The following is a 23,179-nucleotide window of genomic DNA, read 5'->3' on the forward strand; positions in this document are numbered from 1 at the left end:
GAACCCCCATGGAACACATCCAACGTCATCCCGCGCGGGTGGCCAGGGCGCCGTCGCGCCTGCTGGACGGGCTCCAGCGCTGGCTGCCCAAGCTGGTGGTGGCCCCCACGTTTGTGCTGGTGGGCATCGGCGTGTACGCCTTCATGCTGTGGACCGGCGTGCTCTCGTTCACCAGCTCCAGCTTCCTGCCGGTGTACGACTTCGTCGGGCTCGACCAGTACGCCAAACTCATGAACAACGACCGCTGGCTGACCGCTTCTGCCAACCTGGGCATCTTTGGCGGGTTGTTCATCCTGAGCTGCCTGGTGATCGGCGTGCTGCTGGCTATCTTCCTGGACCAGAAGATCCGCCAGGAAGGCGCCATCCGCACCATTTACCTCTACCCCATGGCGCTGTCGATGATCGTCACCGGCACCGTCTGGAAGTGGATTCTCAACCCGGGCCTGGGCCTGGAAAAGCTCGTGCACGACTGGGGCTGGACGTCGTTCAGCTTCGACTGGCTGGTGAACTCGGACATGGCCATCTACACCATCGTGATCGCCGCCGTCTGGCAGGCGTCCGGGTTCGTCATGGCGCTGTTCCTGGCGGGCCTGCGGGGGGTGGATCCCGCCATCATCCGGGCCGCCCGGGTGGACGGCGCCAGTCTGCCGCTGATCTACCGCAAGATCATCCTGCCCAGCCTGCGGCCGGTGTTTTTCAGCGCCATCATGGTGCTGTCCCACATTGCCATCAAGAGCTTTGACCTGGTGATGGCGATGACCGCTGGCGGCCCGGGTTACTCCACCGACCTACCCGCCGTGTTCATGTACGCCAACACCTTCACCCGGGGCCAGATGGGCCTGGGCTCCGCCAGCGCCATGCTGATGCTGGGCGCCTTCCTGGCGCTGCTGGTGCCGTACCTGTACTCCGAGCTGAGGGAGAAACGCCATGACTGACGCCACCCGTTCCGGCCTGCGGCTCAGCCGCATCGGCATCTACGCGGTGCTGCTGCTGGCGGCCCTGGTGTACCTGGTGCCCCTGTTCGTGATGCTGCTCACCAGCTTCAAGACGCCCCTGGATATCCGCACCGGCAACCTACTCGCCCTGCCCACCGACTGGACCACGGTCGGCTGGAGCAAGGCCTGGTCCAGCGCCTGTACCGGCGTGGAATGCGAGGGCGTGCGCGGCTACTTCTGGAATTCGTTCAAGATGACGGTACCGGCGGTGCTGATCTCCACCCTGCTGGGGGCATTCAACGGCTACGTGCTGTCGAAGTGGAAGTTCCGGGGTTCGGACCTGTTTTTCGCCATGTTGCTGTTCGGTTGCTTTGTGCCCTTCCAGGTGGTGCTGCTGCCCATGGCCGCGACCCTGGGCAAGCTGGGCCTGGCCAACACCACCGCCGGCCTGGTGCTGGTGCACGTGATCTACGGCGTGGCCTTCACCACGCTGTTTTTCCGCAACTATTACGTGGCCATTCCGGACGCGCTGGTGAAGGCGGCGCGGCTGGACGGCGCCGGCTTCTTCACCATTTTCTTCCGCATCCTGCTGCCCATGTCGACGCCCATTTTCATGGTGTCGCTGATCTGGCAGTTCACCCAGATCTGGAACGACTTCCTGTTCGGCGTGGTGTTCGCCAGCGGCGACAGCCAGCCCATTACCGTGGCCCTGAACAACCTGGTGAACACCAGCACCGGGGTCAAGGAATACAACGTGGACATGGCCGCGGCCATGATCGCCGCGCTGCCGACCCTGGTGGTCTATGTGGTGGCGGGCAAATACTTCATCCGGGGGCTGACCGCCGGATCTGTCAAAGGTTGATCTGAAAGGACCCTCATCATGTCTGAACTGGCACTGCGAAGCATCCGCAAAACCTATCCCGGGGCGGCCGAAGAAACCCTCAAGGGCATCGACATCGAGATCGCCTCCGGGGAGTTCCTGATCCTGGTCGGCCCCTCCGGCTGCGGCAAGTCCACCCTGATGAACACCATCGCCGGCCTGGAATCCATTACCGACGGCGCGATTGTGCTGGATGGCACCGACATTTCCGGGGTGGAGCCCAAGGACCGGGACATCGCCATGGTGTTCCAGTCCTACGCCCTGTATCCGACCATGTCCGTGCGGGAGAACATCGCTTTCGGCCTGAAAATCCGGGGCCTGCCCAAGGACGACATTGAGCAGGAAGTGCAGCGGGTGGCGGACTTGCTGCAGATCTCCCACCTGCTGGACAAGAAGCCGGCCCGGCTGTCCGGCGGCCAGCAGCAGCGGGTTGCCATGGGCCGGGCCCTGGCCCGCCGTCCGCGCATCTACCTGTTCGACGAACCGCTGTCGAACCTGGACGCCAAACTGCGGGTGGAGATGCGCACCGAAATCAAAAAACTGCACCAGCGCCTGAAAACCACCATCGTCTATGTGACCCACGACCAGATCGAAGCCATGACCCTGGCCGACCGCATCGCGGTGCTCAAGGACGGCGAACTGCAGCAGCTGGGTACCCCGAAAGAGGTCTACGACACCCCGGCCAACCTGTTCGTGGCGGGCTTCATGGGCTCCCCGGCCATGAGCTTCGTGCCGGTAACCGTGGCCCAGGGCGAGCAGGGGCTGTACGGCGAGGTGATCGGGGACGACGGCGCCCGCACCGCGCTGCCGCTGCCGGCCTATCTGGCGGACCGGGTCGGGCAGACGGTCACCCTGGGCATCCGCCCGGAACACATCACCCAGCCCCAGGACCAGAAGAACGGACAGGCCCTGGTGACCACCGGCCGCTTTACCATCGAGGTGACCGAGCCCACCGGTCCGGACGTGATCGCACTGATTCGCCTGAACGACACCGGCGTGCACTGCCGGATTGACCCGGAGCACCCGGTCACCTGGGGTGAGAGCGCCGATCTGATGTTTGATATGAAAAAGGTGGTGTTCTTTGATCCGGACAGCGGCTTGCGCATTCCGCCGCAATGACGGTCGCCGGGCGCTGGCCTGGCTTCCCGGGCAAGGCCGGCGCTAATCGAGGGTGGTGGCTCTCAGGGCGTCTTCCACGTCCAGCCCCAGCGCGACTGCCCCCAGCACCTGGCCGGTTGCAGGCGAGACAATCCGCCCGCTGACGGTCACCTGGAAGCGCCCGGTGGAGGCGTCGTAGCGGATGGGCGAGACATAGACGTCCAGCGCGGTCTGCCTGGCGGCCGGGCCCATCAGCTGCTGGAACTTGGGCTCGTCACCCTGCCAGTAGTCGGAGGTCAGGCGGCTGATGGCCGAGAGGGCACCCAGGTCATTGATCACCATGGCCTCGGTGACCATCGGCTGCTGCTGGCGCGCCCAGTCGGCCAGGGCGCGGGACGCGGGCAGATCAAGCAGGGTGGTTGCCAGCGCGGTGGGCGCCAGGGGTGCCAGGGCCTGCCACTGGCTGTCCTGGGTCAGGATCTCTGCCATGTCGGTGATGTACGGCGCGTCGTTGATGGCCGCCTCCAGGTTCAGGCGCTGACCAAGATCCGCCATCAAGGCCCGGGCGTGGGTGCGGAGCCGGGCGCGTTCGTCGTCGTTCAGGGCGAGCTGGGGCCCCATGCAATCCGGCAGGGCGCGATTGAACGTGTTCAGGAAGCTTGGATGGCGGGAGACAAAGGCTTTGTCGAGATACAGGTAAAGCGGGGCGTAGCGCAGGAAGCGCCGTTCCAGGGCCGCGGGGGCCAGGTGAGCATGGTCCTGCAGGTAGGCCATCAGCCGTTCATCCATCAGTACCACGTCAATGCGCCCCCGTTCCAGCAGGGCCAGCAGCTGGGTCGGGCTGCCAACCGTCAGGTAGGAGGCTTTTCGCCGGGCGGCCAGCCAGGCCTGTTCGTTGCTGCCGGCCACCGTGCCGATGTGGGACTCGGACAGGTCCGCCATGGCGGTGCGGCTGTACAGGTACCATTTCTCCAGCGCCACCGGGTTGCTGCGCCGGGCCATGTCATCGAGTTCCTGGGACGGATCAATCGCGAAGTAGCCGTCTGCCCAGTGGGTTTTCAAGGCGTGCAGGGCCCGTTTCTGGGGCGTGAGGTAGATGCGGGTCTGCCAGCCGGCCTGAACGGCGGCGCAGCGCACGGTGTCCACCGTTTCGCCGGTGACGGCGTGGGGCGGCGGACCGACGTTGTCCAGCACCTGGTAGGGCGGTGCCTCAAAGGCATACAGCGTCAGGGTGCGGGGAGCGTTGTCGGGTATCGGTCCGGGCGCGCCCCCGCTCGGGGTCGCCCCAACCGGCGATGACAGGGCCCATGGCAACATCAGAAGCAGAAGCCACCGTTTGCCCATGATGATCGCATCGTCCCTGTAAGTAAGGTGTACGGTGCAGGTTATCAGGCTTTGCTAGAGCTGCTCAAGCCGTTCCAGCAGGTGTTCGGCGTGTCGGATCAGGCCTTCCCGCTTGTCCGCGGACTGCCGGTCCCAGTTGCGGTACATCATGGTCATGCGGGGATTTTTCGCAAAATCGGCCCGATGTCGATCGATAAAATGCCAGTAAAGCGAGTTGAACGGGCAGGCCTTCTCGCCGGTAGCTTCGCTCACGTTGTAGTGGCAACCGGCGCAGTGATCGGACATGCGCTGGATATACTTGCCGCTGGCCGCGTAGGGCTTGGAGCCCAGATAGCCGCCGTCCGCGTGCATTACCATGCCCAGCACGTTGGGCAGTTCTACCCAGTCGTAGGCGTCTGCGTAGACCGCCAGGTACCAGTCGCAAATGGCCTCCGGGCGAACGCCGGCGAGCAGAGCAAAGTTGCCGGTGACCATCAGCCGCTGGATGTGGTGGGCGTAGGCGTTGCGGCGGGTGGCGTCGATGGCCTTGTGCATGCAGCGCATCCGAGTGTCCCCGGTCCAGTAGAACCAGGGTAGATCCCGGGTATTGCCCAGCCGGTTCTCCTTGGCATAGCCGGGCATCAGCAGCCAGTAGATGCCCCGCACGAACTCCCGCCAGCCCAGAATCTGCCGGATGAACCCCTCCACCGCGTTGATCGGCGCCCGGCCGGAATACCAGGCCTGGGCGGCGGCCTCGCACACCGCCAGCGGGTCCAGCAGGCCGCAGTTGATGTAGGGCGAGAGAATCGAGTGGAACAGCCAGTCTTCGGTATCGGAGATGGCGTCCTGGTAATCGCCGAAGCAGGGCAGGGCGTAGTCGATGAAGTGCACCAGGGCGGCCTGGGCGTCGTCCGCCGTGACCGCGAAATGAAAATCCTCGGTGGTGCCGAAATGGTCGCCAAAGTGCTCGTCCACCAGCGCGATCACCTCCCGGGTAACCTCGTCCGGTTCCACCCGGAACGGCGCCGGTGCCGGGGGCTTGCCGGTCCATTTCTTGCGGTTGTCCGCATCAAAGTTCCACTGGCCGCCCTCGGGGGTGCCGTCGGCGGTCATCAGCAGGCCGGTTTTCTTGCGCATCTCCCGGTAAAAGAACTCCATGCGCAGCTGTTTCTTGCCCTTGGCCCAGTCGGCGAACTCGTCCTTGCGGGCGATGAATCGGGTGTCCGGGCAGATCTCCACGGGCACCCCCAGCCGCTCGTGCCACTGGCTGATCTGCTCGTGCAGGCGCCATTCGCCGCATTCGGTGGTGATGATCATGTCGGCACCGGTGGCGGCGAGCTGGTCGGCAAGGACGGCCTCCAGGCTCTGGTGCGGGTTGTCCGGGTGATAGCGCTGGTAGTGCACGGTCCAGCCGTCGGCCTCCAGCCGCCGGGCGAAGTGGCGCATGGCGCTGAACAGCAGCACCAGCTTCTTTTTGTGGTGGTTGGTGTAGCTGGCCTCGTCGTGGACTTCCGCCATCACGACCCGATCCCGCTGGCGGTCCGCGTCCTCCAGGGCGGAGAGGGTGTCGGTGAGCTGGTCGCCGAGGATCAGGATGAGGTTGGCCATGGGTAAACGCCTGTGATGGGGAGTCAGAGATGGGCTTTGCCGTGAATACGCCGGCGCCGCCGGGGCGGTTCAGCCCGGAGGTTTTGAAGGCCCGGGCACGCAGGCGTACCCTCGGGGAAACGTTGCGCCAAAGGAGCACCGCCCATGGACATTCGACTCAAGCGCGCCTACGACGCCCCGGCTCGGTCCGACGGCCCCCGGATCCTGGTGGACCGGATCTGGCCCCGGGGCGTGGCCAAGGCGGACGCGGACATTGCCCACTGGCTCAAGGGGCTGGCGCCGTCCACGGAGCTGCGCCAGTGGTTCGGGCACGATCCGGATAAGTGGCTGGCGTTCCGGGAACGTTACCGGCAGGAGCTTCACGGCGAGGCGGCCCGGGCTGATCTGGACGCGCTGCGGGCCCTGTTGCACGAGCATCGCCGGCTGACCCTGGTGTTCGCCGCCCGGGATACGGAGCACAACAACGCGGTGGCGCTGAGGCAGTTTCTGCAGGACGACGAGCTGCCCGGCGGCGAGGTTTAAGGTCTACAGCCGCCGTTTGAACAGCATCGTCTTGATGTGCCCGATGGCCTTCATTGGGTTCAGGCCCTTGGGGCAATAGGCGGTGCAGTTGCCGATCCCGCGGCAGCGGAACACGCTAAAGGGGTCTTCCAGGGCCGCCAGCCGCTCCTCAACGCCATCGTCCCGGGAATCGGACAGGAACCGGTAGGCCTGCAGCAGGCCGGACGGCCCGATGTACTTCTCCGGGTTCCACCACCAGGACGGGCAGGCCGAGGTGCAGCAGGCGCATAGGATGCACTCGTAGAGGCCGTCGAGCTTGGCCCGGTCCTCCGGGCTTTGCAGGCGCTCGATGGCCGGGGCCCGCTCGCGGTTGATCAGCCAGGGCTGTACCCGGGCGTACTGGCGAAAGAACAGGGACTGGTCCACCACCAGATCCCGGATAATGGGCATCCCAGGCAGGGGGCGGATCTCCAGCCGGTGGCCGGAGCCGAGTATGTCCGAGACCCGGGTGATGCAGCCCAAGCCGTTGCGGCCGTTCATGCTGAGGCCATCGGAGCCGCACACACCCTCCCGGCAGGAGCGCCGGAAGCTCAGGGTTGGGTCGCGGGTTTTCAGGTGCTCCAGCACATCCAGCACCATGCGGTTCCGGAACTCGCCGCTGACGGTGACGTCCTCGGGGTAGGGGGCATTGTCCTGTTTCGGGTTGTAGCGCAGCAGCCGGACGGTAAAGTCGGCGCCCATGGGTAACCTCCCGGTGAACCACCATTCAATATGGATGTTTAAACCCTAGACAATGTAACGGCTGTCTGCCGATCAGAGATGATCTGAGTCAACCCGCGCGGGGTGGGCTGGCCGGTCAGGCCGGCGCGATGTCGGTACACTGCGGTGTCCCAGACCTCGAACGCTGTTCCGGACATGACCCAGACGCCCCCCGAAAAACACGTTTCTCCCAACGACCCTGGCGCTCGCAGCCCCCTCGGCCCGATTATGGCCGCCGCCCAAGGCCTGTTCCCCGGCTATTTCGCGGTGGTGATGGCCACCGGTGCCACGTCCATTGCCTCGGGCCTGCTGGGGTATCGCATCGCGGCGCTGGCTCTGCTGGCGGCAAACGGTCTGGCCTACGGGGTGCTGTGCCTGCTGACGGTGATCCGGGTGCTCCGGTTTCCCCGCCAGGTGCTGGCGGATCTGATTGATCACGCCCGGGGCCCGGGCTTTTTCACGCTGGTGGCGGGCACCTGCATTCTAGGGGCGCAGTGCCAGATCCTGCTGGATCAGCCCTTCGTGGCGGCGGTGTTCTGGTGGCTGGGGGTGGTGCTGTGGGCGCTGGTGATGTACCTGTTCTTTTTGTCCGTGACCACCCACCGGGACAAGCCGTCCCTGGATGCCGGCCTCAATGGCGCCTGGCTGCTGGCGGCGGTGAGCACCCAGTCGGTGGCGATCCTGACCGCGCTGGTGCCCTGGAGCGGCCCGGAGGACCTGCGCCTCTTCTTCGCCCTGTGCATGTTCATGGTCGGCTGCATGCTGTACCTGTCGATCATCACCCTGATCTTCTACCGGCTGTCGTTCCTGCCCCTGAACGCCGCCGCGCTGAGCCCGCCCTACTGGATCAACATGGGGGCGGTGGCGATCACCACCCTGGCGGGATCGATCCTGATTGTCCGGGGCGAGCAGGGTTCGCTGCTGGCGGATTTCCTGCCGTTCCTTCGCGGCTTTACCCTGTTCTTCTGGGCGGTGGCGAGCTGGTGGATACCATTGCTGGCGGGGCTGACGCTCTGGCGCCACCTGATCCAGCGGCACCGGTTTCACTACGAACCACAGGTATGGAGCATGGTGTTTCCCATCGCCATGTACACCACCGGTACGCTGCGGTTGATTGACGCGCTGGACACGCCGTTCCTGATGGTGATTCCCCAGATCACCCTTTGGGTGGCCTGGGCCGGCTGGCTGCTGGCCAGCGTGGGCCTTGGGCGGCATGTGCTGAGGGGGTTGCGGGCCTCGGCGCCGCCGGCGGGCTGATACCCGGGCCAGGGCCCGTCAGTGGCGGTGCAGGCCTTCCTCCACCGCCCACACCGCCACTTCCACCCGCGAGCGCAGGTTCAGTTTTTTCAGCAGGTGCTTGACGTGGACCTTCACCGTGCCGTCGCTGATGTCCAGCCGCCGGCCGATCATCTTGTTGGACAGGCCTTCGGCGATCAGGCGCAGGATGTCTTTCTCCCGGGGCGTCAGGGTGTGAAAATCCGGGCGCTGGGCGGGGCTGGTGCGGCTGGCCCGCAGCGCTTCGGCCAGCAGGGTGGTCAGCCGTTCGCTGATCACCAGCTTGCCGGTGGCGGCCTGTCGCAGCTGGCGGACCATGTCCTCCGGCTCCATATCTTTGAGCAGATAGCCGTCGGCGCCGGCGCGCAGGGCGGCCACCACGTCCTGCTCATGGTCGGAGACGGTGAACATTACGATGCGGGCGGCGCTGTGCTGGTCCCGCAGGGCCTTCAGGGTTTCCAGGCCGTCCATCTCCGGCATGTTCAGGTCCATGAGAATCAGATCCGGGTCCAGCTCGGCGGCCAGTCGGAGCCCTTCGCGGCCGGTACTGGCCTCGCCGACGATGTCGAGGTCGTCCTCCAGTTCCACCAGTTGCCGGATGCCCCGGCGCAGCAGCGGGTGGTCGTCAATCAGCATCAGCGTGGCGGGGGTCTCTGCCATGGTGGCTCCTGTTCTACGGGGCGTGGCCCGTGTCTGTGATAAACGTTGAATGCCCGGCGTTCTGCGGTCAGTTGGGCGTCGCCGGGATCAGGTTCCGGGCCTTGGGCACGAACGCGAGATCGACGTGGACGCCGCCGTGATCGCGGTTCTCCACCCGGATCTCTCCGCCAAGGGTGCGGGCGCGATCCTGCATAATGATCAGCCCGTAGTGATCCATCGGCTGGCCGCTGTCCGGCAGGCCGCGGCCGTTGTCCCGAACCCGCACCCGTACCTGCGGTGAATCAAACCGCACCTCCACGTCGATGTCCGTCGCCTCGGCGTGCTTGACCGCGTTGGCCAGGGCCTCCCGCACGATTTGCAGGGTGTGGATTTCCTCGTTTGGCGACAGGGTGTGGGGTGGCAGGTTGTAGTGCAGGGGAATGGGCCGCCCGTGGCGTTCGGAAAATTCGTCAATGGTCTTGCCCAGGGCGGTGGCCAGATCCGGCGTGTCCAGCTTGAGCCGGAACGTGGCCAGCAATTCCCGCAGTTGACGGTAGGCGCTGTTCAGACCGGTGCTCAGTTCATTCAGAATGTCGTCGTGGGCCGGTTTTTGCGGGCTGTCCAGGTCCAGCCGGCGCAGGCGGGCCACCTGCATCTTCAGGTACGACAGCGACTGGGCCAGGGAGTCGTGCAATTCACGGGCAATCACCGTGCGCTCCTCCGCCAGGGTCAACTGCTGTTCCTCGGTAATCTGCCGCTCCAGGAACAGGGCGGTGGCCAGTTGGTCGCTCAGGGTTTCCAGCAGGCGCCGTTCGCCGTGGGACAACGGGCGGTCCGCCGGATACCAGACTTCCAGGGTACCCAGCAGGGCGCCCGGGGTGCGGATGGGCAGCAGCAGCCGGTGGCCGTCGTGGGCAGCGCCCTGCACCGCCTCGGTCGGGTGCTGGGTGGCCGTCAAGCAGGCGTTGCAGTTGTGGTCCCGGCAGTAGAACGGGCGTTCGCGGCTGGCGGTGGTCACGGCCTGGACCGGCTCGGAGAAGTGGCGGTCGTGCAGGTACAGGTGGATGGGGCCGATGCCCAGCAGGCGCTCCAGCTGCTGCAGCATGGGCACCGCGCCCCGGCACAGGTCGTGGTTGGCAAACAGGTTGCGGCTGGCCGAATGCAGCAGTTCCAGGGCTTGCCGGCTCTTTTCCAGCTCCTCGGTCTTGTGGCGCACCCGGGCTTCAAGATCCTGGTAGGTCAGCGCCAGTTCGCCACTCATCTGATCCATGGCGCCGCCCAGTTCTGCCAGCTCGTCGGCACCCCGCAGGCCGGCGCGCCGGGAAAAGTCCCCCTCCGAGACCGCCCGGGCAATGCCGACCAGGGTTCGCAGTGGCCGCAGAACCCGCCGCTTCACGCCAACGGTGAGTGCCAGCAGGCTGATAACGGCCAGAACCAGGCACACGGTCTGTAGCAGGTGCAAGCGCCGGACCTGCTGCTCGGTGCGCTGTTCCAGGGCGCTCACCAGCCCGTCCACCTGTGTCACGAACCGGTCGGCCCCTGCGGTGAGGGCCTGTGGCAACGGAGTGCCCGGGGTGTGCCGGCGCAGGGCCGGTTCCAGCCCGGACTGCCAGGTGGAGATCAGGGTGGTGTAGGCGTCGGCCCGGCTAAGACCCTCGAACCGGGCCCGCAGCGCCGGGCCTTGCAGTTGCTGGCTGTACTGATCAATCCGGGTGTTCAGGGTGGCCGCGCCCGTATCCCCGGCGGTCGTCTCGCTGGCCTGGGCCAACAGCCGGTAAAGGCCCATGCGCAGCGCCCCTGCCTGGTTGATGGCGGTGGCGTTGCCCTCCAGGCTGCGGGACATGGCCAGGGTGACCGCCAGGCTGACCACCGCCGCCAGGGCAATGGCGCCGACCACCAGAGCCAGGCGGAACACCAGTGACTGCCGGTGGGGGGGTGTCCGGGCCGGCTGGTCGCTGGCGGTGTGGGCGCCCATATCAAGGGGGGTGCGTGTGTTGACCGACGTGTCCATATCCGTCTTCGCTCCGGGGTTTGCAATGGTGCTGCGGCCGTGCTGCGAGGGTTCGTCAGGGTGGCTGCGAGATGGTTTCGTTGCGCCCGGCCGATGATCGTGCCTGATCCCGGTCATGCCCCACCATCATAGTGCCTGTCCGGCATGCTGGCAAAAGCGGACGATGAGATGCGCCTTTGCCCGGAACGGGTTACCTCCAGGGGGGTAGGGGGTGGGTCTGTGGGAGTAACCCCGCAGATTTGTGCGTTCGGGGCTCTCACAATGGCGGTCACTGGCATCCGATCCGGAGACACGCAATGAGCCATTTGATCGACAAGCTGAACTACTTCCGGAAAACCCGGGAGCCGTTCGCCAACGGCCACGGTGAGACCCACGACGTCAACCGCGACTGGGAAGACGGTTACCGGCAGCGCTGGCAGCACGACAAGATCGTACGCTCGACCCACGGGGTGAACTGCACCGGCTCCTGCAGCTGGAAAATCTACGTCAAGAACGGCCTGGTTACCTGGGAAACCCAGCAGACCGATTACCCCCGCACCCGGCCGGACCTCCCCAACCACGAACCCCGTGGTTGTCCCCGGGGCGCCAGCTATTCCTGGTATCTGTACTCGGCGAACCGCCTGAAGTATCCGCTGATGCGCACCCACCTGCTGAAGCTCTGGCGCGAGGCCCGGGCCCGGCACGATGACCCGGTGGACGCCTGGGCCTCCATTGTGGAAGACCCGGCCAAGACCGCCCAGTACAAGCCCCGGCGTGGTCTGGGTGGTTTCGTGCGTTCGACCTGGGATGAGGTTAACGAGCTGATCGGCGCCGCCAACGTGTACACCGCCAAGACCGTTGGCCCGGACCGCATCGTCGGGTTCTCGCCGATTCCGGCCATGTCCATGGTGTCCTACGCCTCGGGCGCCCGTTACCTGTCGCTGATCGGAGGGGTCTGCCTGAGCTTCTACGACTGGTATTGCGACCTGCCGCCGTCGTCACCGCAGACCTGGGGCGAGCAGACGGACGTGCCCGAATCCGCCGACTGGTACAACTCCGGCTACATCATCGCCTGGGGCTCCAACGTGCCCCAGACCCGTACCCCGGACGCCCACTTTTTTACCGAAGTGCGCTACAAGGGCACCAAGACCGTTGCCATCACCCCGGACTACGCCGAGGTCTCGAAGCTTTCCGACGAGTGGCTGAACCCCAAACAGGGCACCGACGCGGCCCTGGGCATGGCCATGGGCCACGTGATTCTCAGGGAGTTTCACGTGGACAAGCCGAGCACCTACTTTACCGATTACGTGCGCCGCTACACCGACATGCCGTACCTGGTGATGCTGGAGGAGAAGGACGGCCGCCTGGTGCCGGGCCGCTTCCTGCGGGCCAGTGACCTGGTGGACGGCCTGGGCGAGACCAACAACCCGGACTGGAAAACCGTGGCCATCGACGAACACACCGATGAGCTGACCGCGCCCAATGGCTCCATCGGCTACCGCTGGGGCCAGAAGGGTAAGTGGAACCTCAAGCAGACCGCCGGCGAGCGGGAGGTTCAACTGCGGCTGTCGTTGGTAGAGCACCACGATGAGGTGATGAAGGTGGCCTTCCCGTACTTCGGCGGCGTGGCCCACGACCACTTCCCCCACGTCACCGTCAAGGACGTTCTGGAGCATTACCTGGGCGTGCGTAAGGTGCGCCTGACGGATGGCTCGGAGGCCCGGGTGGTCACCGTGTTTGACCTGATGGTGGCCAACTACGGCATCAGCCGGGGCCTGGGCGAGGACGATGGCGCCACCGGCTACGATCAGGTGCGGCCCTACACTCCGGCCTGGCAGGAAAAGATCACCGGCGTGCCCGCCGAGAAGGTGATCCGTATTGCCCGGGAATTTGCTGACAACGCCGACAAGACCCGGGGCCGCTCCATGGTGATTGTCGGTGCCGGCATGAACCACTGGTACCACATGGACATGAACTACCGCAGCCTGATCAACATGCTGATCCTGTGCGGTTGCGTTGGCCAGAGCGGTGGCGGCTGGTGCCACTACGTGGGCCAGGAAAAACTGCGTCCGCAGACCGGCTGGCAGCCGCTGGCGTTCGGGCTGGACTGGCAGCGCCCGCCCAGACAGATGAACGGCACCTCGTTCTTCTATGCGCATTCCGGCCAGTGGCGCTACGAAAAACTCGGCGTCAGCGAGCTGCTGTCGCCGCTGGCGGACCCCAAGCGTTACGGCGGCAGCCTGATTGACTTCAACGTGCGGGCCGAGCGGATGGGTTGGCTTCCGTCGGCCCCGCAGCTCAACCGCAACCCGCTGACCATTGCCGACGAGGCTCGTCGCGCCGGCCTGAGCGTGCCGGATTACGTCACCGGCGCTCTCAAGGACGGGTCCCTGCGTTTCGCCAGCGAGGACCCGGAGGCCCGGGAGAACCATCCCCGCAACCTGTTCATCTGGCGCTCCAACCTGCTGGGGTCGTCCGGCAAGGGCCATGAGTACATGCTCAAGTATCTGCTGGGTACCAAGAACGGCCTGCAGGGCAAGGACCTGGGCGCCCAGGGTAAGGCCAAGCCGGAAGAAGTGGTGTGGCACGAGCCGGCCCCGGAAGGCAAGCTCGATCTGCTGGTGACCCTGGATTTCCGCATGTCCACCACCTGCCTGTACTCGGACATCGTGCTTCCAACGGCCACCTGGTACGAGAAGGACGACCTGAACACCTCCGACATGCACCCGTTCATCCACCCGCTCACCGCCGCCACCGACCCGGCCTGGGAAGCCCGCAGCGACTGGGAGATCTACAAGGGCATTGCCCGCAGCTTCTCCCACGCCGCCAGCGGCCACCTGGGCATCGAACAGGACGTGGTGACCGTGCCGCTGCTGCACGATGCCCCGGCGGAGCTGGGCCAGGCCCTGGGGGTGCGGGACTGGAAGAAAGGCGAGTGCGAGCTGGTGCCGGGCAAAACCGCGCCGTCGATCGTTACTGTGGAGCGGGACTACCCCAACACCTACGCCCGCTTTACCTCCCTGGGCCCGCTGCTGGACAGCCTGGGCAACGGCGGCAAGGGCATCAATTGGGAAACCCACAAGGAAATCGAGCTGCTTGGCAAGCTCAACCGCCGCCACGCCGAGGGCGCCAACGCCGGCCGGCCGAAAATTGAAACGGCCATCGACGCTGCGGAGGTCATCCTCACCCTCGCGCCGGAGACCAACGGCCAGGTGGCGGTGAAAGCCTGGGCCGCGCTCTCTGAGTTCACCGGGCTGGACCACACCCATCTGGCCACCAACAAGGAAGACGAGAAAATCCGCTTCCGGGACATCGTGGCGCAGCCCCGGAAGATCATCTCCAGCCCCACCTGGTCGGGTCTGGAAGACGAACACGTGTCCTACAACGCGGGTTACACCAACGTGCATGAGCTGATTCCCTGGCGCACCCTCACCGGCCGCCAGCAGTTCTACCAGGACCACGAGTGGATGCGCGCCTTCGGCGAAAGCCTGCTGGTGTACCGCCCGCCCATCAACACCAAAACGGCGGCCCCCATGCTCGGGGCCAAGCCCAACGGCAACCCGGAAAAGGCGCTGAACTGGATTACGCCGCACCAAAAATGGGGCATCCACAGCACCTACAGCGACAACCTGCTGATGCAGACCCTGTCCCGGGGCGGGCCGATTGTCTGGCTGAGTGAAACCGACGCGGGGGAACTGGGCATCGAGGACAACGACTGGATCGAACTGTTCAACGTCAACGGCGCCATTGCCGCCCGGGCGGTGGTCAGCCAGCGGGTGATGCCCGGCATGGTGATGATGTACCACGCCCAGGAGCGGCTGGTGAATATCCCCGGTTCGGAAATCACCGGCACCCGTGGAGGCATCCACAACTCAGTCACCCGGGTGTGCCCCAAGCCCACCCACATGATTGGCGGCTACGCCCAGTATGCCTATGGCTTCAACTACTACGGCACCGTGGGCGCCAACCGGGACGAGTTCGTGGTGGTGCGCAAGATGAAGCGGGTCGACTGGCTCGATGGTGAAGGCAACGACGACGTGCAGGAGGCCGTGCAATGAAAATCCGTTCCCAAGTCGGCATGGTGCTGAATCTGGACAAATGCATCGGGTGCCACACCTGCTCGGTGACCTGCAAGAACGTCTGGACCAGCCGGGAAGGCATGGAATACGCCTGGTTCAACAACGTCGAGACCAAGCCCGGTATCGGCTACCCCAAGGAGTGGGAGAACCAGGATAAGTGGAAAGGCGGCTGGCTGCGGGACAGCAACGGCCGCATCCGCCCGCGCATTGGCGGGCGCTTCCGGGTGCTGGCCAACATTTTTGCCAACCCGGACCTGCCGGAAATCGACGACTACTACGAGCCGTTCGATTTTGACTACCAGCACCTGCACACCGCCCCGGACAGCCAGCACCAGCCCATTGCCCGGCCCCGCTCGCTGATCTCCGGCGAGCGCATGAAAAAAATCGAATGGGGCCCCAACTGGGAGGAAATCCTCGGCACCGAGTTTGCCAAGCGCCGCAAGGACAGGAACTTCGACCAGGTGCAGGCGGACATCTACGGGCAGTTCGAAAACACCTTCATGATGTACCTGCCGCGCCTGTGCGAACACTGCCTGAACCCCGCCTGCGTGGCCAGCTGCCCCAGCGGCGCCATCTACAAGCGCGAGGAAGACGGCATTGTGCTGATCGACCAGGACAAATGCCGGGGCTGGCGCATGTGCGTGTCCGGCTGCCCCTACAAAAAGATCTACTACAACTGGAAGACCGGCAAATCCGAGAAGTGCATCTTCTGCTACCCGCGCATCGAAGCCGGCCAGCCCACCGTGTGCTCGGAAACCTGCGTGGGACGCATCCGCTACCTCGGCGTGCTCCTGTACGACGCCGACCGCATCGAGGAAGTGGCCAGCACCGCGAGCGAGCAGGACCTGTACCAGAAGCAGTTGGAGATCTTCCTGGACCCGTTCGATCCCGCAGTGATCGAGCAGGCCCGCCGGGATGGTGTGCCCATGAACGTGATTGAAGCGGCCCAGCAGAGCCCGGTCTACAAGATGGCCGTGGACTGGCAACTGGCGCTGCCCCTGCACCCGGAGTACCGGACCCTGCCGATGGTGTGGTACGTGCCGCCCCTGAGCCCGATCCAGTCCGCCGCCGAGGCCGGCAAGATCGAGTTCGACGGCGTGCTGCCGAAAATCGAGAGCCTGCGCATCCCGGTGAAGTACCTGGCCAACCTCCTCACCGCCGGTGACGAGAAACCGGTCATCCGGGCGCTCAAGCGGATCATGGCCATGCGGGTGTACAAGCGGGCCCAGACCGTTGAGGGGCGGGACGATCTGCGGGCGCTTGAGAAAGCCGGGCTGAGCCGGGCCCAGGCCGAGGAGATGTACCGCTACCTGGCCATTGCCAACTACGAGGACCGCTTTGTGATTCCCACCAGCCACCGGGAACTGGCCCGGGAGGCCTTCCCGGAGCGGGGCGGCTGCGGGTTCACCTTCGGCAACGGCTGCCAGGGCGGCGACAGCGACTTCAGCCTGTTTGGCGGGCGCAAGCAGACCACCACCATGGTGGAGAAGCTGGCCACCGTGCGCCAGGTCGATCCGAAACAACTGCAGGAATGAGGACCCGCCCATGCAACTGATGACCGTACTGGCGCGCATGCTGGAATACCCCACTACCGAGCTTCAGGCGGCCCGGGACGATCTGGTGGCGGTGGTGCTGGAAGACAGCCGGCTGCCACGGCGCCATAAGGAGCAGCTTCTGGAAACCCTGGACCGGCTGTGCGCCGTTGACGTGATGGACCTGCAAGAGGCCTACGTGGGGTTGTTCGATCGGGGCCGGGCCACGTCCCTGCTGTTGTTCGAACACGTGCACGGCGAATCCCGGGACCGGGGCCAGGCCATGGTGGACCTGATGGACACCTACCGGCGCAATGGGCTGGACATTGACGCCCGGGAACTGCCGGATTATCTGCCGTTGTTCCTGGAGTACCTCTCCACCCGGCCCTGGGACGAGATCCGCCCCTGGCTGGAGGATATCCACCACATCCTCGGGCTGCTCGGGGAACGTTTGTATCAGCGCCAGAGCCATTACCACGTGGTGATGGACGCCCTGCTGGCGCTGTCTGGCCGGAACGCCGACCGCCAGGCCCTTGCAAAACTCGTGGCCGCCGAGGCCCGGGACGACACGCCGGAGGCCCTGGACAAGGTCTGGGAAGAGGAAATGGTGAAATTTGTGGACGACCAGGGCAGTTCCTGCGGCCAGGGCGAGATGGTGGGCCAGCGTCGCCGGGAACTGGACCAGGTACAGGTACTGCACCTGAACGACCCGGGCCAGCCCGCCTGAGCCCACTGGAGGAAATGGCAATGGACTATCTCAACACCCTGTTGTTTGGCATTTATCCCTACCTGGCCCTGACCATCCTGGTGGTGGGCACCTGGGCCCGGTACGACCACGGCCAGTTCACCTGGCGGGCCCAGTCCAGCCAGATGCTGCGCAAGCGCCGGTTTGTGTTCGCCTCGGTGATGTTCCACATCGGCGTTCTGGTGATCCTGTTTGGCCACCTGGTGGGCCTGCTCACGCCCCACTGGGCTTACCAATGGCTGATCACCGCCGGCCAGAAGCAGGTGCTGGCGATCGTGGTGGGCGGCATCGCCGGGGTGATGACGCTGATCGGCGGCAGCATGCTGGCCTGGCGCCGCTTTACCGATCCGAGGGTGCGGGCCAGCAGCAGCGTGGCGGATGACCTGATCATCACCGTGCTGGTGGTGCAGGTGGCCCTCGGCCTGGCCACCATTCCGCCGACCCTCCACCACCTGGACGGCGGCAACATGCTGGAGTTGGCGGCATGGGCCCAGGGCATCTTCACCTTCCAGGGTGACGCCGCCGCCCATCTGGTGAACGTGGGCTGGATCTACAAGATCCACATCGTGCTCGGCCTGACCATTTTCGTGCTGTTTCCGTTCACTCGGTTGGTGCACATGCTCAGCGCGCCGCTGGAGTACATCGGCCGGAACTATCAGATTGTCCGGCGCCGGGCGTAAAGCAGGGGTCAGATGAAAACCTTCATCTGACCCCGGGGGTTGGCTCGGGCTTGGCGGGTATGGCCGGGGTCAGATGAAAGCGTTCATCTGACCCCGGAGGTTGGCTCGGGCTTGGCGGGTATGGCGGGGGTCAGATGAAAGCGTTCATCTGACCCCGGAGGTTGGCTCGGGTTTGGCGGGTATGGCGGGGGTCAGATGAAAGCGTTCATCTGACCCCACCTTTAAGAACGGAGGTGGCGGTTATGCAGAGAATTCCGGTTGGTCATGTGGATGGCGCCGCGCCGGCGTTTGCGGCGGTTAGCGTAGGAAACCGGGTGATTCCAGAAGAGGACATTGCCCGGGAGATGCCCCATCACCCGGCGGAGGGCCTGGAGCAGGCGCGGGCGCAGGCGGCGCGCAGCTTGGTGATACGGGCGTTGTTGCTAGACCAGGCGGAGCGCCTGGCGCTGGCGGCAGAGAGCGACGAGGAAGCCCGGATCGCCCGGGTGCTGGAGCAGGAGCTGCGGGTGCCGGAACCCACGGACGAGGACGTACGGCGGGTGTACCAGGCCAACCCGGACCGGTTTCGCAGCCCAACGTTACTGGCGGTGAGCCACATCCTGCTGGCGGCGGCCCCGGACGACCCGGAAGAGCGGCTGCGTCAGCAGGACGCGGGGCGCGCGTTGCTGGCGCAGATTGCTGCCGGCGGGCTGACGTTCGAAGCCGCCGCCCGATCTCATTCCGCCTGTGACTCCCGGCACCAGGGTGGCAGCCTCGGGCAGATCAGTCGGGGCCAGACGGTACCGGAATTCGAGCGGCCGGTGCTGGCGCTGCCGGAGGGCCTGCACCCGCAGCTGGTAGAAAGCCGCTACGGCTGGCACCTGGTGCGCGTGGACCAGCGCATTGAGGGCGAGCGCCTGCCGTTCGGCCACGTGTGCGAGGGTATCCGGCACTACCTGAGGGAAAGCGTGACCCGGCGGGCCCTGCGCCAGTACCTGCAGGTGCTGGCGGCGGAAGCCGGCGTGACGGGGGTGGATCTGGAGCTGCCGGATTCGCCGCTGATGCAGTAACCCGTGCCGCCGGTCCTATGACCGGCGTCGGCGACATCCCGGCAGGCCGCATTCCCGCGGGCAGAACACCTCGCGGGGCAGCGGTAAGCGACGGGTTTCAGCCGCCGGTCATGTTCATGAAGCGCAGGATCTGCACGTCGCCGTTGCTGGAGAAATGGTGCCGCTCCGGCTTCAGGTCCATGGCCTGGGTAATCGCTTCCCGCAGCGGCTCGTCCGAGGTGGGGTTGGCCCGCAGCACCCGCCGCAGGTCCATGGAGTGCTCGTTGCCCAGGCACAGCAGCAGCCGGCCCTCCACAGTGACCCGAACCCGGTTGCAGGTCGAGCAGAAGTTGTGGGAATGGGGCGATATAAAGCCCACCCGGGTGTCGCTGTCCGGCATCCGGTAATAGCGGGCGGGCCCGCCGGAATCCTCGGTGGTGGCCACCAGGTCATAGTGCCGGCTCAGAATCTGCCGCACTTCGTCGCTGGTGCACAGGGCAAGGCCCCGGTCGTGCTCGGAAATCTCCCCCAGGGGCATCTCCTCGATAAAGGTGATGTCCACGCCTTTTTGCCGGGCGAAGTTCACCAGCCCCGGAATCTCATCGTCGTTGCGGCCTTTCATCACCACCGCGTTCAGCTTGATACCCTCGAAACCCGCTTCCCGAGCGGCGTCGATGCCGTCCAGCACCTGTTGCAAGCGGCCGGTGCGGGTGAGGGTGCGAAAGCGTTCCGGGTCCAGGGAATCGAGGCTGATGTTCAATCGCTTGAGCCCGGCTTTGCGCAGATCGTCGGCCAGGGCGGGCAGTTGGCTGCCGTTGGTGGTCATGGCGAAGTCCCGAAGGCCCAGCCCGCCAATCTCCCGGACCAGCGAGAGGATATCCCGCCGAACCAGCGGTTCGCCCCCGGTCAGGCGAATCTTGCGGGTGCCCAGCGCCACGAAATTGCGGGCGAGGCGGGCGATTTCCTCAAGGGTCAGTACCTGCTGGCGGGGCAGGAACGTCATGTCCTCCGCCATGCAGTACACGCAGCGAAAATCACAGCGATCGGTCACGGACAGGCGCACGTAATCGACGGTGCGACCGAACCGGTCGGTGAGTCTGTTTGAGGCCATCGGCGGTGTTCCAGTCGGTTGCCAGGGATCAGCAGTCAGACGCCAGAGGCGTCAGTACTCATAGGGTCAGTATTGCAGATTGGATCGGTGAATCCGATACCCCCCGGTGAGTATTACGACCTTGGTGCAACAAGCGGCGGGAGACAGAACCAGACCTGTTTTTTACACGTATGTTCTCCATCGCGCCCGTGCGGCGGCGTTCATCAAACCGGAGTTCTGAATGCACATCACCCGTTACACAGACTTTTCCCTGCGCGTGCTGATTTACCTGGCCGTCCAGGAAGACGATCGTCTGGCCACCATTCAGGAAATTGCAGACAGCTACGACATTTCCAAAAACCATCTGATGAAGGTGGTGCACCAGCTCAACAAGAAGGGCTACATCGAGACGATCCGGGGCAAGAAGGGCGGCATGCGGCTGCAGATGGCGCCGGAGGATATCAACATTGGCATCCTGGTGCGGGAAACCGAGCAGGACCTGAGCCTGGTGGAGTGCTTCACCTCCAAGGAAGCCTGTGCCATTACCCCGGTGTGTGGCCTGCGCGCCATGCTCGGCGAAGCGCTGGCGGCCTTCCTTGGCACGTTGGAAAAATACACGCTGGCCGACGTTATCCAGGATAACCATCGGCCGCAGCTGCTGCGCCTGCTTCAGATCGCCTGAGGCAGGTTCGATCGCCGTTCCAGCGTCGCCCGCAGCCGGTCCGGGAGAGAGTAGCGCAGGATGCGCTTGACCACGGTGCCGTACTGGCGGGAGAACGTGCCGGTGTTGTAGTGAATGCCGTACTTACGGCACACCGCCTCCACCTGCGGGGCAATCTCCGGGTACCGATGGGCCGGCAGGTCCGGGAACACGTGGTGCTCAATCTGATAGCTCAGGTGCCCGCTCAGAATGTGCAGCCAGCGCCCACCGGTAAAGTTGGATGAGCCGGACAGCTGGCGAAGATACCAGTGGCCTTTGCTTTCCCCCTCACACTCTTCCTCGGTAAAGGTTTCCGCATCCTGGGTGAAGTGTCCGCAGAAAATGATCGTGGATGACCACAGGTTGCGGATCAGGTTCGCCCCCAGGTTGCCGGCGAACACAATGGGTGCCACAGGGAAGGTCAGCAACGGAAAGAACACGTAGTCCTTGAACGCCTGGCGGCCGCCTTTCCGGGCCGCTTCCCGCAGGAACGGCAGCTTGTCGCGCAGGCGAATCTCGCGCCGATGCAGCTTCTCGGTTTCCAGTTCGTGCAGGCCCACCCCCCACTGGAACAGGACCGTCAACAGCACGTAGTTGATGAACTGCAACGTGTGCCAGGGGCGCCAGCGCACGTCATCGCTCAGCCGGAGCACCGCGTAGCCGTAATCCCGGTCCTTACCGATGATGTTGGTGTAGGTGTGGTGCTCGTAGTTGTGGGTGCGGCGCCAGGAATCGCTCGAACAGGCGGTATCCCATTCGTAGGTCTGGGAGTGCAGGGAGGGGTCATTCATCCAGTCGTACTGGCCGTGCATGACGTTGTGGCCAATCTCCATGTTCTCCAGGATCTTGGCGATGCCCAGGGACGCGGTGGCGGCGACGAATACCGGCGGCAGGAAGCCGAAGGGCATCATCACCCGGCCCCCCACTTCCAGGGTGCGATGCAGGCGCACGATGCGGCGGATGTAGCGGGCGTCCCGCTCGCCGCGGTCGGCCAGCACCTGGTCGCGGATGGCGTCCAGATCCCGGGCCAGGTCGTTCAGTTGGGTCTCGTTCAGTGCCTTCATGGCGTACTCCTTGCGGCGATCGGTCGCCGCGTCAATGCGTTCGTTGGGTCAGACGTCCACCGTGACGGGGCCACGGGGGACGGAAATGCACAATTGGATGGTGTCTTCGCCCGGGCTGGAGACCTCGCCGGTGAGGCGGTTCACCACCGTGCCCTCGGTCTTGCGGCAACTGCACTGGTGGCAGATGCCCATGCGGCAGCCGTGGCGCGGCGACAGGCCGGCGGCTTCGGCAATCTCCAGCAGGGTGGCGTCGCCCTCGGTGCTTACCCGGGTGTCGGACCGGCCGAAAGTTACGTCTCCCCCCAGATCGCTGGCGTCCAGGGTCGCCGGGGCCGGCGCTGAAAAGAAGGTGCTGTGACGCTGGCCGGCGGGGACCTTACGGTCATCCAGCTGCTGGTTGGCCAGGTCCATCAGCCCTTTAGGGCCGCACAGGTAGACCTCCCGGTTGGCCAGGCCCGGAACCGTGTCCAGGTCCTCGCCCCGCAGGAACCGGGGCTCGCCGCCGGTGTCGGTGGCGATGATCGTCAGGGTCAGCTGCGGCAACTGCTGCGCGATGGCGTCCAGGGCCTGGTGGGCAATCACATCCTCCCGGCTGCGAACAAAATACAGCAGGGTGGCCCGGGGCCGCTCGGTCGCCGGCCGCGCCGCCAGGGTGGCGAGCTGGCTCAGGATGGGGGTAATGCCGCTGCCGCCGGCGATGTACAACAGGGGCCTGGACGCGTTCGGCAGCAGGAAATCGCCGAAGGCGTCACCCAGGGCCAGCAGCTGGCCGGGCCGGGCCTGGTCGTGCAGCCAGTTGGTGACCCGGCCGCCGGGCAGGCGTTTGATGGTCAGGGTGACGCGGCCTTCGCGGGCCCAGCGCTCCGGGGTGCTGGACAGGCTGAAGGTGCGCTGGTGGCGCGTGCCGTCAATGTCCACGCCCAGGGTGACGTGCTGGCCAGCCCGGAAGCCCGCCCATCGGCGTGCCGGTCGCAGCACGAAGGTGCGGGTATCGTGGGTCTCGTCAATGATCTGCTCAAGCCGGGCGGGTGTGTACGCTTGTACCCACAGGGGGTTGATGCTGGCCAGCAGCGGGTCCAGCCACGCGGCCGGTTGTGACTGATTGGCCAGTTGTTGGCCGAGCCAGTGCAGGGCTCGGCGAGGTGTCTGTTGTGACAGCATGTCGTGGTCTCCGTGACGGTTGGCAGCGTGGAAAAGGAGAAATCTTGCTGCCCTTGTGTACAACTGTTCACTAATGTGTACGACTGTACACA

The 23,179-nt window shown here is 65.3% G+C and carries 19 protein-coding genes; 11 read left to right on the top strand and 8 right to left on the bottom strand.

Annotated features, from left to right (window positions below):
* Positions 1-8 precede the first annotated feature (8 nt).
* Genes V3388_RS02645 through V3388_RS02655 form a run of 3 tightly spaced genes read left to right on the top strand, consistent with a single transcriptional unit; the run spans position 9 to position 2,934 of the window.
* Entirely contained in the window at positions 9-935 is a 927-nt protein-coding gene (locus V3388_RS02645) for a carbohydrate ABC transporter permease (RefSeq protein ID WP_336365965.1), read from the top strand.
* Positions 928-1,797 (top strand): carbohydrate ABC transporter permease, encoded by an 870-nt coding sequence (locus V3388_RS02650; protein WP_336365966.1) that lies wholly within the window; start codon positions 928-930, stop codon positions 1,795-1,797. The genes V3388_RS02645 and V3388_RS02650 overlap by 8 nt, the downstream gene beginning before the upstream one ends.
* Positions 1,798-1,815: 18 nt before the next feature.
* Entirely contained in the window at positions 1,816-2,934 is a 1,119-nt protein-coding gene (locus tag V3388_RS02655) for an ABC transporter ATP-binding protein (protein ID WP_336365967.1), read from the top strand.
* Between the two features lie 42 nt (positions 2,935-2,976).
* Here the strand turns inward: V3388_RS02655 and V3388_RS02660 are convergent, their stop codons facing one another.
* Both V3388_RS02660 and V3388_RS02665 read right to left on the bottom strand, forming a co-directional pair.
* Positions 2,977-4,257: a transporter substrate-binding domain-containing protein gene (locus V3388_RS02660; protein WP_336365968.1), complete on the bottom strand. Its 1,281-nt coding sequence runs from the start codon at positions 4,255-4,257 to the stop codon at positions 2,977-2,979.
* A gap of 54 nt (positions 4,258-4,311) precedes the next feature.
* Positions 4,312-5,844, bottom strand: coding sequence for a cryptochrome/photolyase family protein (locus V3388_RS02665; protein WP_336365969.1), 1,533 nt, complete (start codon positions 5,842-5,844; stop codon positions 4,312-4,314).
* A gap of 144 nt (positions 5,845-5,988) precedes the next feature.
* Between V3388_RS02665 and V3388_RS02670 the strand changes: the two genes are divergently transcribed.
* Positions 5,989-6,366 (top strand): DUF488 domain-containing protein, encoded by a 378-nt coding sequence (locus V3388_RS02670; protein WP_336365970.1) that lies wholly within the window; start codon positions 5,989-5,991, stop codon positions 6,364-6,366.
* A gap of 3 nt (positions 6,367-6,369) precedes the next feature.
* On the opposite strand, the gene V3388_RS02675 is transcribed toward V3388_RS02670, so the two are convergent.
* Positions 6,370-7,086, bottom strand: a complete 717-nt coding sequence (locus V3388_RS02675; protein ID WP_336365971.1) for a succinate dehydrogenase iron-sulfur subunit — start codon at positions 7,084-7,086, stop codon at positions 6,370-6,372.
* Positions 7,087-7,332: 246 nt separating this feature from the next.
* Between V3388_RS02675 and V3388_RS02680 the strand changes: the two genes are divergently transcribed.
* A complete protein-coding gene (locus V3388_RS02680; protein WP_336365972.1) occupies positions 7,333-8,361 on the top strand; it encodes a tellurite resistance/C4-dicarboxylate transporter family protein in 1,029 nt (342 codons plus the stop codon).
* Positions 8,362-8,379: 18 nt separating this feature from the next.
* On the opposite strand, the gene narL is transcribed toward V3388_RS02680, so the two are convergent.
* Complete coding sequence (gene narL, locus V3388_RS02685; RefSeq protein ID WP_336365973.1) at positions 8,380-9,039, bottom strand: two-component system response regulator NarL; 660 nt, start codon at positions 9,037-9,039, stop codon at positions 8,380-8,382.
* Between the two features lie 67 nt (positions 9,040-9,106).
* On the bottom strand, positions 9,107-10,993 hold the full coding sequence (locus V3388_RS02690) for an ATP-binding protein (protein ID WP_336366454.1): 1,887 nt from the start codon (positions 10,991-10,993) through the stop codon (positions 9,107-9,109).
* 332 nt (positions 10,994-11,325) lie between these two features.
* Here V3388_RS02690 and V3388_RS02695 point away from each other — a divergent pair, with 332 nt between their 5' ends.
* The 5 genes from V3388_RS02695 (at position 11,326) to V3388_RS02715 (ending at position 19,093) form a co-directional block, all read left to right on the top strand.
* The gene (locus V3388_RS02695; protein ID WP_336365974.1) at positions 11,326-15,066 is read left to right on the top strand and encodes a nitrate reductase subunit alpha; all 3,741 of its coding nucleotides are present in this window, start codon (positions 11,326-11,328) and stop codon (positions 15,064-15,066) included.
* Positions 15,063-16,622, top strand: coding sequence for a nitrate reductase subunit beta (gene narH, locus V3388_RS02700; protein WP_336365975.1), 1,560 nt, complete (start codon positions 15,063-15,065; stop codon positions 16,620-16,622). Before V3388_RS02695 ends, narH begins: the two co-directional genes overlap by 4 nt.
* A gap of 10 nt (positions 16,623-16,632) precedes the next feature.
* Complete coding sequence (gene narJ / locus V3388_RS02705; RefSeq protein ID WP_336365976.1) at positions 16,633-17,346, top strand: nitrate reductase molybdenum cofactor assembly chaperone; 714 nt, start codon at positions 16,633-16,635, stop codon at positions 17,344-17,346.
* A gap of 20 nt (positions 17,347-17,366) precedes the next feature.
* The gene (narI, locus tag V3388_RS02710; RefSeq protein WP_336365977.1) at positions 17,367-18,044 is read left to right on the top strand and encodes a respiratory nitrate reductase subunit gamma; all 678 of its coding nucleotides are present in this window, start codon (positions 17,367-17,369) and stop codon (positions 18,042-18,044) included.
* 242 nt (positions 18,045-18,286) lie between these two features.
* Positions 18,287-19,093: a peptidylprolyl isomerase gene (locus V3388_RS02715; protein WP_336365978.1), complete on the top strand. Its 807-nt coding sequence runs from the start codon at positions 18,287-18,289 to the stop codon at positions 19,091-19,093.
* Between the two features lie 97 nt (positions 19,094-19,190).
* On the opposite strand, the gene moaA is transcribed toward V3388_RS02715, so the two are convergent.
* Complete coding sequence (gene moaA / locus V3388_RS02720; RefSeq protein WP_336365979.1) at positions 19,191-20,183, bottom strand: GTP 3',8-cyclase MoaA; 993 nt, start codon at positions 20,181-20,183, stop codon at positions 19,191-19,193.
* A gap of 220 nt (positions 20,184-20,403) precedes the next feature.
* Here moaA and V3388_RS02725 point away from each other — a divergent pair, with 220 nt between their 5' ends.
* On the top strand, positions 20,404-20,844 hold the full coding sequence (locus V3388_RS02725; protein WP_336365980.1) for an Rrf2 family transcriptional regulator: 441 nt from the start codon (positions 20,404-20,406) through the stop codon (positions 20,842-20,844).
* Here V3388_RS02725 and V3388_RS02730 read toward each other — a convergent pair.
* On the bottom strand, positions 20,832-21,926 hold the full coding sequence (locus V3388_RS02730; protein WP_336365981.1) for a fatty acid desaturase family protein: 1,095 nt from the start codon (positions 21,924-21,926) through the stop codon (positions 20,832-20,834). The two genes, V3388_RS02725 and V3388_RS02730, sit on opposite strands and share 13 nt — an antisense overlap.
* A gap of 48 nt (positions 21,927-21,974) precedes the next feature.
* Entirely contained in the window at positions 21,975-23,087 is a 1,113-nt protein-coding gene (locus V3388_RS02735) for a ferredoxin reductase (RefSeq protein ID WP_336365982.1), read from the bottom strand.
* Positions 23,088-23,179: the final 92 nt, after the last annotated feature.

Origin of the sequence: Marinobacter sp. C2H3, assembly GCF_037080155.1 — a bacterium.
GTDB lineage: Bacteria > Pseudomonadota > Gammaproteobacteria > Pseudomonadales > Oleiphilaceae > Marinobacter.

Coding starts and splice junctions, on each gene's coding strand:
- V3388_RS02645 (WP_336365965.1), top strand. CDS start 9: ATGGAACACATCCAACGTCATCCCGCGCGGGTGGCCAGGGCGCCGTCG.
- V3388_RS02650 (WP_336365966.1), top strand. CDS start 928: ATGACTGACGCCACCCGTTCCGGCCTGCGGCTCAGCCGCATCGGCATC.
- V3388_RS02655 (WP_336365967.1), top strand. CDS start 1,816: ATGTCTGAACTGGCACTGCGAAGCATCCGCAAAACCTATCCCGGGGCG.
- V3388_RS02660 (WP_336365968.1), bottom strand. CDS start 4,257: ATGGGCAAACGGTGGCTTCTGCTTCTGATGTTGCCATGGGCCCTGTCA.
- V3388_RS02665 (WP_336365969.1), bottom strand. CDS start 5,844: ATGGCCAACCTCATCCTGATCCTCGGCGACCAGCTCACCGACACCCTC.
- V3388_RS02670 (WP_336365970.1), top strand. CDS start 5,989: ATGGACATTCGACTCAAGCGCGCCTACGACGCCCCGGCTCGGTCCGAC.
- V3388_RS02675 (WP_336365971.1), bottom strand. CDS start 7,086: ATGGGCGCCGACTTTACCGTCCGGCTGCTGCGCTACAACCCGAAACAG.
- V3388_RS02680 (WP_336365972.1), top strand. CDS start 7,333: ATGGCCGCCGCCCAAGGCCTGTTCCCCGGCTATTTCGCGGTGGTGATG.
- narL (WP_336365973.1), bottom strand. CDS start 9,039: ATGGCAGAGACCCCCGCCACGCTGATGCTGATTGACGACCACCCGCTG.
- V3388_RS02690 (WP_336366454.1), bottom strand. CDS start 10,993: ATGGGCGCCCACACCGCCAGCGACCAGCCGGCCCGGACACCCCCCCAC.
- V3388_RS02695 (WP_336365974.1), top strand. CDS start 11,326: ATGAGCCATTTGATCGACAAGCTGAACTACTTCCGGAAAACCCGGGAG.
- narH (WP_336365975.1), top strand. CDS start 15,063: ATGAAAATCCGTTCCCAAGTCGGCATGGTGCTGAATCTGGACAAATGC.
- narJ (WP_336365976.1), top strand. CDS start 16,633: ATGCAACTGATGACCGTACTGGCGCGCATGCTGGAATACCCCACTACC.
- narI (WP_336365977.1), top strand. CDS start 17,367: ATGGACTATCTCAACACCCTGTTGTTTGGCATTTATCCCTACCTGGCC.
- V3388_RS02715 (WP_336365978.1), top strand. CDS start 18,287: ATGCAGAGAATTCCGGTTGGTCATGTGGATGGCGCCGCGCCGGCGTTT.
- moaA (WP_336365979.1), bottom strand. CDS start 20,183: ATGGCCTCAAACAGACTCACCGACCGGTTCGGTCGCACCGTCGATTAC.
- V3388_RS02725 (WP_336365980.1), top strand. CDS start 20,404: ATGCACATCACCCGTTACACAGACTTTTCCCTGCGCGTGCTGATTTAC.
- V3388_RS02730 (WP_336365981.1), bottom strand. CDS start 21,926: ATGAAGGCACTGAACGAGACCCAACTGAACGACCTGGCCCGGGATCTG.
- V3388_RS02735 (WP_336365982.1), bottom strand. CDS start 23,087: ATGCTGTCACAACAGACACCTCGCCGAGCCCTGCACTGGCTCGGCCAA.